The sequence below is a fragment of the Sphingobacterium sp. MYb388 genome (genome assembly GCF_037479535.1).
Taxonomy (GTDB): domain Bacteria; phylum Bacteroidota; class Bacteroidia; order Sphingobacteriales; family Sphingobacteriaceae; genus Sphingobacterium; species Sphingobacterium anhuiense.
Genome location: NZ_JBBGYV010000004.1, coordinates 122,294 through 139,937, shown reverse-complemented (window position 1 = coordinate 139,937; position 17,644 = coordinate 122,294). Strand labels below are relative to the sequence as shown.

The 17,644-nt window shown below is 39.4% G+C and carries 12 protein-coding genes; 2 read left to right on the top strand and 10 right to left on the bottom strand.

Going from position 1 to position 17,644, the window contains the following annotated elements; all coding sequences use genetic code 11:
• Positions 1–16: 16 nt before the first annotated feature.
• The 7 genes from WH188_RS14330 to WH188_RS14300 all read right to left on the bottom strand — a co-directional run bounded on the left by WH188_RS14330 (position 17) and on the right by WH188_RS14300 (position 12,907).
• Positions 17–1,846 (bottom strand): RagB/SusD family nutrient uptake outer membrane protein, encoded by a 1,830-nt coding sequence (locus WH188_RS14330; protein WP_339424205.1) that lies wholly within the window; start codon positions 1,844–1,846, stop codon positions 17–19.
• Between the two features lie 28 nt (positions 1,847–1,874).
• A complete protein-coding gene (locus WH188_RS14325) occupies positions 1,875–5,039 on the bottom strand; it encodes a SusC/RagA family TonB-linked outer membrane protein (protein WP_339424204.1) in 3,165 nt (1,054 codons plus the stop codon).
• A gap of 100 nt (positions 5,040–5,139) precedes the next feature.
• Positions 5,140–6,663: an MFS transporter gene (locus WH188_RS14320; protein ID WP_168126544.1), complete on the bottom strand. Its 1,524-nt coding sequence runs from the start codon at positions 6,661–6,663 to the stop codon at positions 5,140–5,142.
• On the bottom strand, positions 6,660–7,523 hold the full coding sequence (locus tag WH188_RS14315) for a sugar phosphate isomerase/epimerase family protein (RefSeq protein WP_021190339.1): 864 nt from the start codon (positions 7,521–7,523) through the stop codon (positions 6,660–6,662). Before WH188_RS14315 ends, WH188_RS14320 begins: the two co-directional genes overlap by 4 nt.
• Positions 7,524–7,533: 10 nt before the next feature.
• Positions 7,534–8,643: a Gfo/Idh/MocA family protein gene (locus WH188_RS14310; protein ID WP_206368270.1), complete on the bottom strand. Its 1,110-nt coding sequence runs from the start codon at positions 8,641–8,643 to the stop codon at positions 7,534–7,536.
• Positions 8,644–8,663: 20 nt separating this feature from the next.
• Positions 8,664–9,401: a ThuA domain-containing protein gene (locus tag WH188_RS14305; protein ID WP_168126543.1), complete on the bottom strand. Its 738-nt coding sequence runs from the start codon at positions 9,399–9,401 to the stop codon at positions 8,664–8,666.
• Between the two features lie 14 nt (positions 9,402–9,415).
• The gene (locus WH188_RS14300; protein ID WP_132768097.1) at positions 9,416–12,907 is read right to left on the bottom strand and encodes a PVC-type heme-binding CxxCH protein; all 3,492 of its coding nucleotides are present in this window, start codon (positions 12,905–12,907) and stop codon (positions 9,416–9,418) included.
• A gap of 143 nt (positions 12,908–13,050) precedes the next feature.
• Here WH188_RS14300 and WH188_RS14295 point away from each other — a divergent pair, with 143 nt between their 5' ends.
• Positions 13,051–13,929 (top strand): AraC family transcriptional regulator, encoded by an 879-nt coding sequence (locus WH188_RS14295; protein WP_132768095.1) that lies wholly within the window; start codon positions 13,051–13,053, stop codon positions 13,927–13,929.
• 218 nt (positions 13,930–14,147) lie between these two features.
• Here the strand turns inward: WH188_RS14295 and WH188_RS14290 are convergent, their stop codons facing one another.
• Complete coding sequence (locus WH188_RS14290) at positions 14,148–15,074, bottom strand: DsbA family protein (protein ID WP_132768093.1); 927 nt, start codon at positions 15,072–15,074, stop codon at positions 14,148–14,150.
• A 159-nt stretch (positions 15,075–15,233) separates the two neighbouring features.
• Positions 15,234–15,911, bottom strand: coding sequence for a YceI family protein (locus tag WH188_RS14285; protein WP_021190332.1), 678 nt, complete (start codon positions 15,909–15,911; stop codon positions 15,234–15,236).
• Positions 15,912–16,064: 153 nt separating this feature from the next.
• Here WH188_RS14285 and WH188_RS14280 point away from each other — a divergent pair, with 153 nt between their 5' ends.
• Positions 16,065–16,454, top strand: coding sequence for a winged helix-turn-helix transcriptional regulator (locus WH188_RS14280; protein WP_021190331.1), 390 nt, complete (start codon positions 16,065–16,067; stop codon positions 16,452–16,454).
• Here the strand turns inward: WH188_RS14280 and WH188_RS14275 are convergent.
• Positions 16,451–17,383, bottom strand: coding sequence for a hypothetical protein (locus WH188_RS14275; RefSeq protein ID WP_339424203.1), 933 nt, complete (start codon positions 17,381–17,383; stop codon positions 16,451–16,453). The two genes, WH188_RS14280 and WH188_RS14275, sit on opposite strands and share 4 nt — an antisense overlap.
• Positions 17,384–17,644: the final 261 nt, after the last annotated feature.

The window sequence follows — 17,644 nt, the reverse complement described above, 5'->3', positions numbered from 1 at the left end:
ATTCTTTGATTTAGTTTTATTGATACGGATTTCTAACCATTTTAGGATTATTATTAATCCAGTCCTGATTGATGAAATTATAATAATTCTTCATTTGGAAGAATCGCGGATTCGGTGAATTTGTAAACGGTTGTTTATCAAAAACCCATTTGCCATGATTAACATTTCCCGGAGCTACAACTTTATAGGGAAACAAAGCATACTGTATAGCATCTGGATTTTGCGTAGATCCATTCCATATTTTATCGGCCAATCTCCATCGTTTTAAATCCCAGTACCGATGATCTTCAAATGCAAATTCGACTCTTCTTTCCTGCACGATATCTGCTAGAGACATCGTATTTAATGCCTTTAACCCTGCTCTAGATCTGATCTGATTAAGATAGCCTAGTGCTTTACCCATATTGTTTAATTCAAAAGCCGCTTCACTGGCGATCATGACGGCCTCAGCAAATCTAAACCGCGGGAACCACATTTCACTATTACGGCCTCTTGTTGAAGCTCCGGGATTTTCATCTAAAAATTTCCGGAAAAAGAAGCCTGATTTATTGACATATTGCAAGTTTGAGGTAATTGGCCCATTTGCCGCAGTAATCAGACCATTAGCATCACTTGTTCCAGGCTGGCCGATTTTAGTTACGTAAGACCCGCCCTGCAATATCTTCTGACCAGCTTGCAAAGTAACCACCTCACCCTTAAAAACCGATCCAGGCAAAATAATAGAACCACTTAGTCTTGGATCTTTATCCTGGAAAATAGCTAAAGGATTATCATAGAAGATATAATTACCGTTCGCATCTTTATTTTTTAAAACCCCATTTCGATCATTGATATATTCAAAATCTTCAACTAAATTTAAAATCGGGCCTGCATATGCACGGTCAATATCTTCCGCCAGCGATGGTGCAATATTATTCTTGGTAAATTCTACCGTTTGTCCCGGATATTTATAATCTCTGGCCCATATCACTTCCACATTGTTCTCTTTGAGATTAATCGCTTCGTAAAAATTCCGGCTTAGATCATCCGGTTTCTTCAGGCTGAGCTGATATTTACCGCCATTGATCACCTGCTCTGCCGCATCAAGTGCTAATTCGTAAAACTTCTGAGCCTCAGACGCCGCGATACCAACTTCACCATTTGTTGTTTTAATCGGATTGGGCATCTTATTGTTATAATTCGCCAATGATCCGGCATATACAGCAGCCCTTGCTTTTAACATTAATACTCCCCATTTATTTATTCGACCCGCATTTATCGTCGGACTGTCACCCAAGTTGGCATGGATCTCATCGATTTCCTTAATGATATAGCTATAGATCTCCGACTCTGTTGATCGCGCATATTGCAGTGCTGTAATGTCATCTCCAGGGGTATATTCAAAAACCTCATCCCCCACGATCGGCATACCGCCCATCCCGCGGGCCATATTAAAATAAACCCAGGCTCTTAAAAAGCGTGCTTCCGCTTCATAACTCAATTTCTTAGTCATACTGAGCGCATTTGTACTCCGCAATCCAGCTAAAAACTGATTGATACTCCGGATGAGCGTATAGTCATACACCCGCCATAAATCATCGCCATAGTTTTGGATATTATCAGGACCGCCATCAGATTTACCCGCTTCATCCAAAATCGTATAGCTGTACGAATCTGCTGTATTTTGTCCCCAGTGAACACGTCCATAAAAATTAGCCAGAACAGAATTGATCATGATTTCATCACTAAAAACCTGTTCATCACTGATGATCTTATCCGGGTCCTGGTCAAGTATATTATTGCAGCCGGTAGATAGTAAACCGATCAGCGCGATCCATATAATTTTATTACTGAATAACTTTTTCATATTTATCATTTTAAATTAACAGCCTTAATTAAAAAGTCAGGTTTAAACCAAAATTATAGATCCGCGTTGTCGGATAGACCAGACCACTTGTTGCGTTGATCTCCGGATCCACACCTTTTACATTAGATAAGGTCAAAAGATTCTGTCCCGAAAAATAGACCCTTGCTCTTTTGATACTCGCTTTTTTCAGGAAACTCTCCGGAAGGGAATATCCAAACTCAAGATTTCTAAGTTTGATGTATTTTACATTATGCTTCCAAAAATCACTGTTCCAATAATTACTGTGCGATGTATTGCCGATCAGTAACATGGGGTATTTCCCAGGTATCAGTTCACTGTTTGCATCATATATATCGGAAAGTCTCCAGGTGTCTTCCATGTAGTATTGTGCATTATTACCCCCATCATGAAATGGATTTCTTTGCTCATTGTCCTGGTACCAAGAATTCAGACCACCGCCAGTTAAGTCAAAGGCTAAATCAAAGTTTTTATAGCCGAATGAAAAATTAAAACCAAAATTCAAAATCGGTGTCGCGTCTTCACGGTATCCAATAGGACGCTCATCCAGTCCATTGATAACGCCGTCACCGTTTTGATCTACATATTTGATATCTCCTGGTCTTAAAGTTTTATTCCCTTGTCTATCATTATCAACTGTCCAGTTTGCGATCTCTTCCCAACTTTGGAACTGACCTGCTGATTCCAGTCCCCAGTTGATGTAACCGAAACGCTCATTGATTGAATTTCTGTACACATTCCAGGAGTTACTAAATCTCGGTTTATACTGGTTCCAATCGTAAAATCTAGAGTAAGTTGCATTCGCAGCGACACTGTAACTCAATTCACCGATACGGTCTGACCACTTGATCATCCCTTCAACACCTTTATGCATATCTGAATTTAAGTTTTCGTTGGGTAAACTAAAACCTACTTCCGATGGTAGTAAAATATCATATCTCGAAGCTGGTAATCCAGTTCTCATGCGTCTGAAATAATCAAAACTTCCTGTCAGTTTAGAATTGACAATCGCAAAATCTAGCCCGATATCCAATATTTTCGCTCTGATCCAAGAAAGTGTCCTTACCGGTAAACCCCTAGGCTGTGAACCGATGATATATTTACCATCGATAACAGATCCACCGGATTTATAATTGTAACCGGACAGGTAATCAAATGCACTATAACCAGATACGGCATCATCCCCCAGCAAACCATAAGATGCACGCAGTTTAAAATCATTGATTTTACTCAAAATGGAATTATCTTTCCAAAAACTCTCAGCAGAGGCTCTCCAACCTAATGAGGCCGAAGGAAAAAATCCCCAACGCTGTCCTGGAGGAAACTTCCAGGAACCATCGTATCGACCCGAAACTTCAATCAGATACTTACTGTCATAATCGTAATTAATACGGGCCAGATAACCTAATCGACCTTCTGTCCTATTTCCATCATCGTTATAGGTGTCCATGGTTTCATAATCGATCAAGTTCAACGAGTTGGCTGTCGGAATGGAATGTACCCATGTCGTTGGCGTATGACGGACAATCGTTTCAAAACCTCCTACTACATTGATATTATGTTTATCAATTAATTTGGTATAAGCCAGCTGGAAATTAGACGTAAGTTCTTCAACATGACCCATTCTTCTTTCGCGCCATGGATTGTTATTTTCAAAAATCACCGGATAAGTATCATTGGCTTCATCGTATCCATACAATTTGTAGGTATATTCATGGTTATCCAGCTTTTGATTTGCATAATAGTACCCCACCAAAGCCTTTGCTTTCAATCCGTCTATGATATCATATTCTGCATTGAAATTTAGTTGGGCAACACGCCAGGTATCCGTATATTTTCCAGATAGATCATAATTTAACCAGGCGAAATTCGTACCTGGATCGGTAGAAGTTAAGGTCGGATAATTGGGATTGTCATTGGCAAATGGTCTGGCAGTTGGCAAATTACGATAGGTAGCAAAAATTGGCAACCAATAATCGTCACCACCGGGAACTCCAGGATTCGTACGGTTTTCGTAACGTGCATTAAGGGAAGCGCCCACTTTAAGTTTTTTGGAAATCTGCGCATCCACATTCATCTGTACATTGGTCCGTTTAAAACCGCCATAATTAACAATCATGGATTCTTGGTTCATATGACCTGCACTGAAGTAATAATTAATATTATCGGAGCCTCCAGAAGCATTGACCGAATAATACTGTTGTGGTGAAGTCTTCCAGATATAATCATACCAGTCAAATGGAACATAGCCTTTTTCTGTACCCGCTTTCCATTTTTCGAGATCTGTGCGCGAATATTTATAATCTTTGATTCCCTGCACAGTTTCCGATTGGATATAGTTCTCGATGTAAGTGACTGCATCTGCAGCTTTAGGAAAGGTAGATAAATTCTGAAATCCGTAATTAGCGATTAGATTGACTGTATTAGCGGAATTTCTTTTTCCTCTTTTTGTTGTGACCACAATAACCCCATTGGCCGCTCGTACACCATAAATAGAGGCCGATGCATCTTTTAGTACAGAAACGCTTTCGATATCATTAAAGTCAAGGTTATTGAACTGACCAGCATCTTTTTGAACACCGTCAATGACATATAATGGATCGCCCATATTACGGATCTGTAAAGCTGTACCAGCGCCAGGACGGCCATCCGACTGCCGTGAGTTTAATCCCGGGATCTTACCGACCAAAGCTCCTGAAGTTGTTGAAGCAGTGGATCGTTTGATATCATTGGATCCTAATGTTGAAATCGCAGATGTCAATGATTCCTTTTTTTGCGTTAGTCCAAAACCCGTTACGACAACTTCGTCAATGTATTCAGGTGCACTGGATACTAAAGTGATATCCAGGTTCTGGGAAGAAGCATTGAGCTGGACCTCTTTCGTTTCATATCCTTTATGACTGATCACTAATGTTGCATTAGTCGGATTCATGTTTAATGAAAACACCCCCGTATTGTTGGTCGATGTTCCAGCGGTAGTTCCCTTGACTAAAACTGTCGCGCCTTGCAAGGGAGTGCCATCCGAACTTTTGACCGAGCCTTTTACGTCTTTATTTTGTGCATATGCTAGGTTTATGGAACATATACTCGAGAGTATAAAAAAATAAGGCGCATAGTCTGTTTTTAGATTAAAGACCTTCAAAAGGAAATTAATCTTAAAGAAAAACTTAATCATAATTTTAAATTTATTTTGGTTATAAAGTTTAAGTGTTTTTGCAAATAGGTGAATGTAAAAACACTTTAAATAGTCTTTCAATTATAAGATGCATATTTAATTAAATGATATCTATTGGTTTGTACCCTCCTTTCTTGTTAAAATAAATAATTAATAATATAAAAAAGACAAATAAACCGCTCGGCAGTAAGGAAACAGTGGATAGCGCCGCTTTCTTGGCTTTATTTTCCATCTGCTCCACAACTTGCTGACTGGCTTCGTCTAACGTTGACAAGTGTGAATAATCAATCGTTTTATAGTCCCCGAATATGCTCGATCTCGTGCCTGTCACCAGTTTTTCATGGTAATGTGTCTGCTGAATATGGTCATACTCAGCTAGTTTTTTATCAATATTACTGTCCTGTATAAAACCCAGAAAAACAGCGCCGATAATTCCTACCCCGAGCTGCCCTACTGCGCTCGTAATATTTAAAGCTAAGGCGCCACCTTTAGGAAATTGTTCGGAAACAACTCCCAGCATCGTACCCCATAGGTAGGTTTTTCCAAAAGCATATAGAACAGCTGCCAGTAAAATATAAATCCCGGAAGAAACGGATAATAACTGCAGACCGACAGCAGAGACGAGCGCACTTATGGATAAGAGCGCCAGGGGTGACAGAAATTTAACAACTGTACCGCTGTACATCCGTAAAACAGTCATGATCACCGCTGTAAATACAAGCACCCAACCTCCTTGAAAACCCATTTTTTTCATTTCTGGCGTCATTAGATCGGTAATCCAGCTATCGGTACCAAGCTCCATGGTAGCCAAAGGAACCATCGCCAGTAGCAACAGCACAAAGAGGCTCTTCCCCCACGACCGCACGAAATAACCAAATATGGATACAATGGCGATACTGAGCACAATATTGAATTTATAATCCCAGCTAAATAAACTGCCCAGCTGAAAAACACATAATACAACGATAATCAGCGCTCCTAAAACACCAACTTCTTTTAACATGTCCAAATAGCCAACTCCGGCTTTGACCCGTTCGTTTACTGGAAACTTTTGGTTGATGATCAATGCGCCGTACGCGACTGCAGGAATCAAAATAAAACCTATGACGATTCGCCAATTGATATCCAGTGCTAAAAGGCCAATGCCTAACAGACCCGATATCGCAATGCCCATAGGCCAACCGGCATGTAAAATATTCAGCCACTTGGTTTTTTCTTTCGGATACAGCGATGCGACAACGGGGTTGATCACAGCTTCGGCAGCACCATTTCCTAATGCGAAGAAAAAGGTTCCTGCATACAACATCCAGTAACCAGTAGCAAAAATAGTCAGCACGATCGAAATCAAATGGCAGATAAAAGCAAAGATCATGGACTTTTTGTAGCCGATCCGGTCAATAATTAAGCTAAAGGCAACGATACTCAGTGCAAATGGCCAGAAACTAACACCAAAGATTTCGCCCTGCTGTGTTTTACTCAAATCAAACATAACTGCCCATGTGGGCATAAGAAAGGATCTGAAAACAAAACCAAAGGCAGATGCCACCAGTACAATAAAGCAACCCCAAAAAAGGGTACTTTTAGCATGATTGTCTGGCTGGATTATATCTTGTGTAGCGGTCATAATTGTAATGGATTATTTTTGAAAATTTCTGTGTAAAAGTTCGCTCCATCCCGGGCTAAAATATCTGAACTTTCTGCTAATGGACGCCAGATACTTGCCGCACGGGCCAGTTCTTTGGAAGGCGATCCGAAGGTTTCTAAAATGACACTTCCCTGATACCCGATTTCATTTAATGCATCGCGTATTCCGGACCAGTCTACCTGTCCCGTTCCCGGTGTTCCGCGATCATTTTCATTACCCTGAACATGAGCAAGTTTATCCCCTAAAAGATGGATTGATTTTAAAATGCTTTTCTCTTCAATATTAGCATGAAATGTATCGAGCAAGATCTTTAAGTGAGGATCATCAATCTGATTGATCAATTCCAGAGCCTGCTCGACTGTATTGATCATATCTGTCTCAAAGCGGTTTAGTGGCTCTAATGCCAATACAATACCTTGTTCTTTTGCATACTGCGTTGCTTCAAGCAGATTTTCTAAACAGAAATTCCGTTCTAATTCCTTCTGTTCTTTTGAAACTAATCGTGTTTTTCCAACAGCAGCATAAAGCGGTCCTCCAAAAATTGGACTTTCTAATTCATTAGCGATTTGTATACAATCTTTAATGTAAGAAAGACCAATTTTACGGTATGCGCTATGTTCACTTGAAATGTCTCTTTCTGTACCAAATGCACCGCTCACAGATAAATCTAAACCAATACGCTGCGCCACTTTCTTCAGTTGCTTCACATCAATTGATGCTACATCTTCGACAGCAATCTCCATGACATCATAGCCATAATCCTTTGCTTTATAAAGAATATCAATATGATCTGCTGTGTAAGGTGATACCCATACAAAAGAGCTTATTCCTATTTTCATAGCTTTACATTTAATCAAATGAAGGGATTGCGATTCTGACTCCACCCTGCATCGCCGATTCATGGGCACAGATACCAGCACAGGTATAATTTGCCGCTAAGGCCGCATCAACGGCAGAATCTCTTCCCTCCACAATAGCTGCAACAAACTCTTGAACTAAATGTGGATGAGAACCCCCATGACCTGCTCCCTGTAAAAATGAAACATGATTTGGATCATCTATTCTTTCCCTTTTAGTAAAGTCTGCAATCTCCGGAATCAATAAATCGTCTGTATCCGGCGCCTCCATGCGTACGGCATTTTCACCACCGTCGAATATAACATGTTGCTCATCCTGTAACTGCTCCCATTCAAAAGACATTTTATCACCATACACATCGTAACTTTCGCGGTACTGTCTCACAACATCAAATAATGATCTTGTCGCCTCGGCGACCACATTAGAATCTTTCAGCTTAAAGGTGGCTGTTTCCACTGCAAACGGTGAATTATACCGGGCAGCAAGATCAGCACTTAGTTGACCTGAACCGTGGCAAACCACAGATTCCGCTATGGTATTATTGATACGTAATAATGGCGAAATGGCATGTGTCCCATTCAGCATCGGTGGATAACCTTTCCAGTATTCAGCCCAGCCCTCCATACTCATATCCTGAATATGTGAACCGCGAACAAACTGTATTTTTCCTAATTTCCCCGTATCAGCAAGTTTCAGTCCGTACAGAAACTCACGGGTATATAAGGCTGTCTCCATCATCATATAAACTTTATTGACTCTTTTCTTCGCTTCAACGATAGCCTGACAGTCCGCCACGGTCATGGCCATCGGTATGGTACATGCGGTATGTTTATGCGCATTTAATGATGCCAATGTCATTTTTGCGTGCTCCGGCACAGGTGTCACCACATGGATGGCGTCGACATCACCTCTTTTAATGACCTCGTTAAAATCTGTAAATAGTAAATCATCGTCTAGATTGAACTTTTCTTTTAATTCTCGCAGTGTTTCAGGATTTCTGGTACAAACACCGACAGATTTAATATGGGGATGCTTTTGATAAATGGGAATAAATTCTTTTCCAAAACCCATTCCTACGATAACGACAGTGATTTTTTTCATTTTGATTATTTTATGTTGATTTAAATATTTAATGCCCAATGGATTGCATTGATTAAAATTTTGCGATAGTCTTTATTCAGATGACTGTGCTCATCATGCCCCAATGTAATTCCTACTATTCTTGATTTATCATGATTGACCGTGAATACAGCCGGGTATACTTTAGCCGTTTCTAAAGACTGACCGATGACCAGTACATCAATCCCTTTACCGGCAGCATCCGGTTGGTGGCGATACAGTTCGTCTTTGAATGTAAATTCTGGAGAAATGCCTTGACTGATCGGATGCGCCGTATTCACCACCAGGTTTTTGAATTCTTGGAAGTTTTCATGGCTATTACTTCCTCCACCTACATATTCCAAATTGTACTGAGGCCAGTCTTGCCAATTGTACCAAACTGCAGCATGCAGAAGCACTAGCGGTTTACCCTGTGCAATAAACTTTTCAATCGCCAGTTGTGAAGCTTTTGGGATCGGTTGATTATTGGTCAACACCAAAAGATCTGTCGTTTTTAAATAAAAGCGTATTGAATCCGTATTGTCTGTATAGGTCGCATGTACACCTTCAATGGTATTGATCAGCTGTGTATCCTCGATTTTGTACCAGCGATTAAAATCATGCGATCCACCACCACCGACAACCAGTATATTCTTCTTTTTTTGCGCATGAGGCAATGAATGTACACTTGCTTTGGCACATAAAGTTCCTATACTACTTACTACTATAGTAAGTAATAGCATTACCATTCTATTTTTCATATGTTTCGTTTATATTATTCCACAACTTTCATTATTCCGTTCATTCCTCTCCAATGTCCCGGGAATGTACAGATAAACGGATATTCACCTTTTTCTTTAGGGGCTTGAAATTTAAGCGTATAGCTTTGCCCCGGATTTACCAATTTGGTATGAAACAGCACTTCACTGACTTCAGGAACATAGTCTTTTTCAGCTGCCGAAGACGCTTGCAACATGGCATCTGCCGCTTTACCGACGATCTCTGTTGTACCAGGTTTGATGATCACTAAATTATGGGGCATTGCATCCGGATTTTCCATGATCAAAGTAATCTGCCTTCCTGCTTTCACCGTAATGGACCGTTTATCATACTGCATAATATCTTTTACCGCTTTGATCACAATGACTTCAGCAGGTGCCTCGTTTTGATTCACTTCCACAGGACTTGCGCGCTGCATATGGTGATGCGCATGCTCCCCATTCAATTGAAGCTTTACTTTGATCTCACTGATATTTCCGATAAATTCAGATCCATGCTCGTACTTGGTCAGCGCAACAGATTCATCCAGATCTTCTCCCGACCGCAGATATGCACGCAGTGGTTTATTGAACGGCTTGACCTCTTTGATGTTACCGACCAATTTGTTGTTGATATAAAGACTAGATCCTTGGTTTGCTGTTATGCTCGCATTAACTTTAAATCCATTTCCGATTCCGTCTGTAGCTGCTATACGCTGTATTTCACCATTATTATATACGTCCCAATATATTTTATTACCCTGCATGTATAAAGCAAAGCCATTTTTTGCATCACCTTGCCCAATAATTAATCCTTTGAAAGCATCCTGATCACGGCGTAATACTGCTGTTTCAATCGTGATATTCTTATCAGCCACATTTGGTGAAAACTGAACACGGTTTTTTCTACCAAGTGTATAAATTTCTTCACCTAGCGCTTGGTTTACAGCTTGTTGATAAGTATTTGTTGAAGACTGATCAGCAACCATCGACATATGACTATGGTTGGTCTGGATCGCCGCAAATAAAGCTGGAGATAACCACCTGTCCTTTGCATTGACAGGATCATTGATTGCCGCCTTTAATACAGGAGCAACTGCGGCAAAAGGAGCGGAATCTGCAATTTTAACAAAAGCGGCAAGCCTAGTATTGAGATTCTCATCTTTAAAAATATTAGACTGTGCTATTTGATCAAAAGATTTAGCATTTAAATCCAGTACCTGAACAGCAGCTTTTCGCACACCGGCAGATGGATGCGATAATGCGGCTAATAATGCATCATTCACTTCTTTCTTTGTTAGAAGACCCAAACCTTTTAAAGTCCAGATAGCATGTATAGCAGGTGCATTCAATCCAATTTCATCTACCGATTTATTGTTGATTATTTTAATCAAATCTTGTTCAACATCCGCATTTTTCCGCTCTACTAAAAGCCGCTGTGCATGGGTTCTCCAAAATTTGTTTTTACTATTTAAAGCTTCGATAAGTCCTTTGGGATTATCTTTTGAAAGTTTGAAACTTTCATTATGCTTGCCATTTTTATATAAAACGCGATATACACGGCCATGCTTTTTGTCTCTCAGATTACTTTCAAATGCATTTCCGGGCCCTCCAACCTGATCCTTAAAAGGAAGGACTTTCTCTGATGGCGCTTGCGCCGGGACAAAAACATTATGCTGAATGATAAAATTGTACCAATCCAAAACCCACACAGCACCATCTGGTCCTACCTCAGCATGCACAGGTCCAAACCACTCATCAGAACTTGCCAGTAAATTCCAGCCGTCTCTTTCTTTAAAACCTGCACCATCTTTTTCAATAATTGCGTTATGTAATAATCTTACCGTAGGTTCAGCTACAAAGGCCACACTGTTCCAATAAGACTGTGGAAAATCCCGTGCGGTATACATCTGATGGCCTGCCGCTGATGTAAATCCGCCGACAACATCCACCTGTCTTAAGTTTGGTGTTAAAGCATGAACCTCATAATGCCCGTCAATTTTTTGGATTGAATTGATTGGATTAGCGCCAGGAATATTGTCAACACGTCGCTGTAGATACTTCTCCGGCATCGAATAGAAAGCAGAATGGGTGTTATTTGCCGTGGATACAAAGACATTATTATCTTCCGAAATACCAAGACCCCAAGTATTATTGCTGGTTGTAGCTAAATACTCCAGATCCGAACCATCTGGATTAAGTCGGTATAAACCTTGAGAGAAAATATGCTTTTCACCGTTAACAATACCATTGTAACCTGCATATCCGTTAACACCCCAGATTTTGTTGTCAAATCCGTATTGCAGATTTGATGGACCGGCATGCGTATCTCCTTTGCTCCAACCGGTCATAATGATTTCTTCATGATCGGCCACATCATCACCATCGGTATCTTTTAAGAAAACAAAATTGGGAGCCATGGCCACTATAACACCATCATTGGCAAAAGTTAAACTTGTTGCAATATTTAAGCCCTTAGCAAATTCCGTAAATTTATCAGCAACACCATCGCCGTCGGTATCTTCACAGATGACGATGCGATCATTTCCTTTACCTTTCACCTCCTCAAAACTATTTGGATAATCAACAGCTTCAATGACCCATAATCTGCCTTTTTCATCCCAGCTCATCGCAATCGGATTGGTAATATTGGGCTCCGCGGCAAAAAGTTTTAATTCAAAATCCACAGGTTTCTGTATCAGTTTCATCGACTGTTCTGGACTAAGCGGATCCTGCACTTTAGGAACATCATAACGTGCTGTAAAATCGGATATGGAATCGGGATATATGCTTACATTCGGAATAGCCAATTTATTCACCATACTTTGAACCTGCTCTCCAAGTGACCACCAGACCGCACTGCTGACCGTTCTTAGAAACTGATGATTTTTCCAGGTATCATCATGCTTACCTAACGCGTGATATAAAAAACGACCGCCGTTTTCCTCACTATACCAGATGTAGTTTTGTTTTGAACCATCTATCGCAGCGCTACCGATAACAGTTTGATCTGTTTTTTTCTTGAATATGTATTTTTCATTGTTAACCTGAATGGTGTTAATGGATGAATCCAGTACATGTTTGGCGTTTTCTATTGTAACAATTGCTTGCCCATCACCCGCGTCGGTAAAACCACCTTGTACCAAGTTGGTATACCATTCGGAATTCTGAAATGAATTAGCAGACGAGTTCAAGGCCACAACCCCTTTTCCTTCTTTCAGGAATTTCTTTAATGCCTGCTCCTTTTCTTCACTGAGCTCTTTTTCATTCACCAATAAGACAACCCCATCAAACTTATTTAAATAATCAAATTCTAAACTTGCTAAGGTGTCGGTATAGGTTAGATTGATGCCCGATTTAAAAAGTTCGACCGATAACCAGGTCGCTTGATTAGAAGATTGCTTATTTCCAGCACCAATAAATAGTACCTCTGCCCTTCTCGGTTCATCAGCTCTACAAGAGGTCAAAAACACTAAAAATAAAAGTAAAACTCTTAAAATATTATTCATGATTTAGTTGAAATTTGGATTTATCTATAATTGTTATAAGCAAATATAGAGATATGAAGTAGCTTGGAACTTAGCTTTTTTATCAAGTTTCAGACATATTGTATCATTTTTAACTATATTTACCCCAATAAACTGAAATCATAATGCTAGATAAGAGAGTTATTTCAAAATCGCTTATTCCAGAGAATAAAACTTTTTCGATAAAACAAATCAATGAACCTCATTTTGATCCAACCTTTCATGCACATCCGGAATTTCAACTTTCGTACGTAATAAAAGGGGAAGGAAACAGAATTGTAGGCAATAGTTTGCAACCGTTTCATGCAAACGATATGGTATTTATTGGTCCCAATCTACCCCATGTCTGGAAAAATCATTTGTCTTATTTTAAAAAGGACAGTCAGCTCGATACGTCGGTTATAGTGATCTACTTTCATAACAATTTCTTTGCTGAAGAAATCTACGGTAAGGAAGAATTTTTCAGGCTCAAAAAGTTCTTTCTCACCAGCAATCTCGGGGTCGAAATAACGGGGGAAACTAGAGATATTATTGGAGGGATGATGTTTGAATTATTACATAAGGATGGGTTGGAAAGCGTAATTCTCCTATTGAAAATATTGGACACTTTAGTGCTGTCCACAGACTGTCGTTACATCAATGAGTTTGATGAAGCCATAAATTATAAACAGGCCGAAACCGAGCGGATACACAAGGTCTATGACTACGTGATTAAAAACTTTGATCAGCAGATCCGTCTGGAGAAAGTTGCAGAAATTGCAAATATGACCAGTACCTCTTTTAGCAGATACTTTAAGACACGCCTCAACAAATCATTTTCGGACTTTTTGAAGGAAATAAGAGTAAACTACGCCTGCAAACTATTAAAAGACGATAGTATTTCCATAGAAACAGTCAGCTACGAATGCGGCTATCCTTCAGTAACCAACTTCAATAAGCAGTTTAAGAGTGTCATAGGCCTGCAGCCACGGCAGTATCGGGATAATTTTCTAAACCTCATTTAAGCCCTTTTTATATAAACAGGTTTTTATGCACTAAAATCCTGCCTATATAAAAACATCGTACGTTATCTTAATTGGTTCAGTCTGCTAGCAGGTTATACCTGCGACTGTGCGATCCCAATCCGATCAAATAGTTCCGTTCTTCGACATCCACAGCACAAGTATTAGCTTAAAACGCTATATCACGCCATACACAACGTAGTACCTTGTTCTGAGAATGACTACGAGATGTTCAGATGCCAGATAGCACCATTTTTTGTTGTGCTTTTTTGCAACAGTTTATTTGCGATAAGTTCGTTCAACAGTTCCTCACTTGCTGATCTTGGCGTATCTGTCAGTACAGCATATTCCTTAGCAGTCAGCGAATTGTATGTAGAAAAAATACTTTTCCAGTCCTGACGATAAGTTCCTTTTATAGCTGTCGGATTTAATTTTAAAATTGCGGCTTCATAAAAAGCATAAGGTTTCGCGCCATACACCATCTCGCGATTTCCATGCATATCCTCAAAATAAAGTGTTGGAAAACCTCTTACACCGTATGTTCTCGCCAATTTAAGGTCTTCTTCAAATTGAACAGGCGCTGATTTTTGATAGTCTGACAATAATTGAACTTCATCTAACCCGACCATTTTTGCCGCCGCAGCTATGTATTCCCATTTAGTGATGTTTTTCTTCTGTAAAAAAACCATTTCTCGCAATGTTCTTAAAAACAGAATAGCTTGATCATTATCCTGCAATTGTGCTGCTTTAAAAGCAATAGAAGGCGGATAAGAAGAGTCTAAAGGATCTTCGAACCAGATATCACCATCAATCGGCATATCATAATAAATACTCACCTCGTCCCAATGCCCGGCGACATCACTAGGTTTGCTAATTCCCCCACTGTTATAGTTCCAGTCGGGCAGTAAACCGCCCATATGATAGTGCATGGATAAGCAATCACCATATTCAAGTTTTAGTTTCCGCAATTGTGGTTCAATTCCCCAACAGGAAGAACATATGGGATCTGTGAAATAAATGACTTTAAGGGGTTTATCTGTTTGTTCAAGAGGGTGTACTGCTGCTGATTCATACGCTAAAACTGGCATTTCACAGCTACCTATTTCAGGATCGCACAAAAGTGGATTATGGTTAGACTCGTTCTTCATGTTCGGTTTATTTGGTTTATGTAGTCAAATTTCATGCAATATCGAAACAGCATAAGATACCGCTAAGCCCTGAAAAGGTCCGACCTATTGACCGCGCAGTATAGCTACTTCGCAGTAAAAAAAACACGCTTTAATTTTTTAAAGCGTGTTTTTATAAAATTATTTTTTTGCAGCGATATTCAGCTCCATATCTACTTCTTGAGAGATCATCCAGTCTTTAGGATCACCTTCAGTACCGTACGCTAATCCCCAGTCTTGTCTGTTGATTGTGAATTTAGATTGTACATTAATTTCATTATCCGTTACGCTAACTTTTGCTGGAAAAGTAACATTCACAGTCTTATCTTTGATTGTTAAGTTACCGCTGATAATGTTTGTTGCATCCGCAATGACACTTTTGTCTTTAGCAGCATCAAAAGCTGTAACTGCTGTAATTTCAAATTTAGCTGTTGGATATTTTTCCACTTCAAAGAAATCACCCGTTTTTAAGTGACCATCTAAATCAGCTGCAGTTTTACCACCTGATTTTGCAGGATCAACCGCACTCTTGTCTGTTGTCACTGAATTCATATCGATAACAAATGATCCACCTGTGATCGCTCCTGCTTCTACAGATACAGTACCTTCACTTTTCAATGTACCAAATCTTGGATCAAACCCACCTTTGTGATATGCTTTCCATTTGATTGAACTTACTGCTGTATCAACTGCAAAAGTTGCACCTTTTTGTTCGGCAACTTGTTGCTCTGTTCCTGTTTGAGCTTTATCACCATTTGAACCACCACATGAAGCTAAGATGACAGAAGCGAATACTGCTAAGATTGCTATTTTTTTCATTTTTAAATTATTAATTATATAAATCTTGTGCAAAAATAACATAGGATTAGTATACAAATGCTATTGGTTTCCTTTTTGAAACTACTTTCCTATAGGAAACCAATAATCGTTTCCGTAATTTTACACCGTAATTTTGTATTGTAATAAAAGATCATGAAGAAAAATCCAACCATAAACAATAGATCAGGATGTAAAGCCCGGATTATTGCGATCACAGATACTATGGAAATCTTATCCGGAAAATGGAAATTTCATATTTTGGGAACATTGATGGAAGGCGGAAAGATGCGATTCATGGATCTGCTGCGTGAAGTAGATGGTATTGCTGCTAAGATGCTCTCGAAGGAATTACAGGACATGGAAATGAATCACCTTATCAGCCGTACGGTTATGAATACAAAACCCATTACCGTTGAATATGAAGTGACCGAATACGGCCGCACATTAGAACCTATTATCGACGAAATTGCAAAATGGGGTGAAGCGTATAGAAACGCAATGTTTAAAAAACAAAATGAAAATGTCCCTGTTGAGGAACATTAAAAAATCTTTGTAATTGGCAATAGCGGTACTTTTTGCTTCCAGGTGCCCGATACATCAAATAAATGCCCAGAAGATTGATTTTTAATCGTAAACGTATATTGGCATTCCCGTGTAAGGTATTTGATCTCTCCCTTGACCTGAATATTTGAATACGGCTGTACTAATAACGTTTGTTTGCTTGCAGAATTTATATAAGGTTCAAAAAATTTCCCTTCTTTATATGGTACTTGTTTCGACCAGTATGTTGCCCCGTCTTTCAAGATTTCACCCATGAATATAAGTGAATCTTGAGCATTTATCCATTTAAAAGCGTCTTCATCAGTACTACTGAACTCGGACATGTAATTGACGTCTTTAAAGATGGCTACCGTCTCCATATTTTTTGCCGTGGAGGTATTGTTAGAAAGCGTTATGGTATAACAGCCTTCATCACTTGTAAACTCTTTCCGGCTTCCAGGTACTTCTATGATTTCTTTCTTCACAATCTCATAACCAGCACCTCTGCTTTGAGTAAAAGAAAGTTCATCTTCCGCTCCATTCGCCGCTATTCCGATTACAAACTTTCTGGGTTCTGCGTTGAAATTCTCTTTTAATGTTAGATTAAGCAGATGACTACTTGCTATTTTCTCCAATTTCAACCAGCCACCGGCCACTTCAACAGTACCTGCAGCATTTAAGACAACTGGATTATCATTTATATCCTGAAGTATTTCTCCTGAAAGCGCATCTTTAACATAGGCTACGGACCATTCTTTAGCATTGATTTCAATACCATTGTCCACAAAACCAGTATTGACCTGGATACTCTTATAGTCTGGACTAAATAATGCTGTTTTTTGCCCCATATCTTCTTTATCACAGGCGCTCATCGAAAAAATAAGGACAGCGGCCAAGCAGGTAGTCAAGAATTTACAATAGTTTAGCATCATCGGAGTTACAAGATAATAGGTAAATACACATTATAAAAATACTGTTAGCAATTTAGCATTATTTTAAGCAATAATCGACTGTTAATGAAAACTTTTTGTTATAAAATTGTAATGAATAGCGCACAATAAAGCGATAAATCGTACATGCGTCAGGTATAAATAACCGAGCTGAAATCTAAATACGTAAATGGCGCAAAAAAAATACGCTTCTTCGTATCATGACAAGAAAATGGCATATGCTTTGAAAATAATCCCATAGTT

Excerpts from the sequence above, each read along its gene's own strand:
- WH188_RS14330 (WP_339424205.1), bottom strand. The coding sequence starts at position 1,846 with ATGAAAAAGTTATTCAGTAATAAAATTATATGGATCGCGCTGATCGGT.
- WH188_RS14325 (WP_339424204.1), bottom strand. The coding sequence starts at position 5,039 with ATGATTAAGTTTTTCTTTAAGATTAATTTCCTTTTGAAGGTCTTTAAT.
- WH188_RS14320 (WP_168126544.1), bottom strand. The coding sequence starts at position 6,663 with ATGACCGCTACACAAGATATAATCCAGCCAGACAATCATGCTAAAAGT.
- WH188_RS14315 (WP_021190339.1), bottom strand. The coding sequence starts at position 7,523 with ATGAAAATAGGAATAAGCTCTTTTGTATGGGTATCACCTTACACAGCA.
- WH188_RS14310 (WP_206368270.1), bottom strand. The coding sequence starts at position 8,643 with ATGAAAAAAATCACTGTCGTTATCGTAGGAATGGGTTTTGGAAAAGAA.
- WH188_RS14305 (WP_168126543.1), bottom strand. The coding sequence starts at position 9,401 with ATGAAAAATAGAATGGTAATGCTATTACTTACTATAGTAGTAAGTAGT.
- WH188_RS14300 (WP_132768097.1), bottom strand. The coding sequence starts at position 12,907 with ATGAATAATATTTTAAGAGTTTTACTTTTATTTTTAGTGTTTTTGACC.
- WH188_RS14295 (WP_132768095.1), top strand. The coding sequence starts at position 13,051 with ATGCTAGATAAGAGAGTTATTTCAAAATCGCTTATTCCAGAGAATAAA.
- WH188_RS14290 (WP_132768093.1), bottom strand. The coding sequence starts at position 15,074 with ATGAAGAACGAGTCTAACCATAATCCACTTTTGTGCGATCCTGAAATA.
- WH188_RS14285 (WP_021190332.1), bottom strand. The coding sequence starts at position 15,911 with ATGAAAAAAATAGCAATCTTAGCAGTATTCGCTTCTGTCATCTTAGCT.
- WH188_RS14280 (WP_021190331.1), top strand. The coding sequence starts at position 16,065 with ATGAAGAAAAATCCAACCATAAACAATAGATCAGGATGTAAAGCCCGG.
- WH188_RS14275 (WP_339424203.1), bottom strand. The coding sequence starts at position 17,383 with ATGATGCTAAACTATTGTAAATTCTTGACTACCTGCTTGGCCGCTGTC.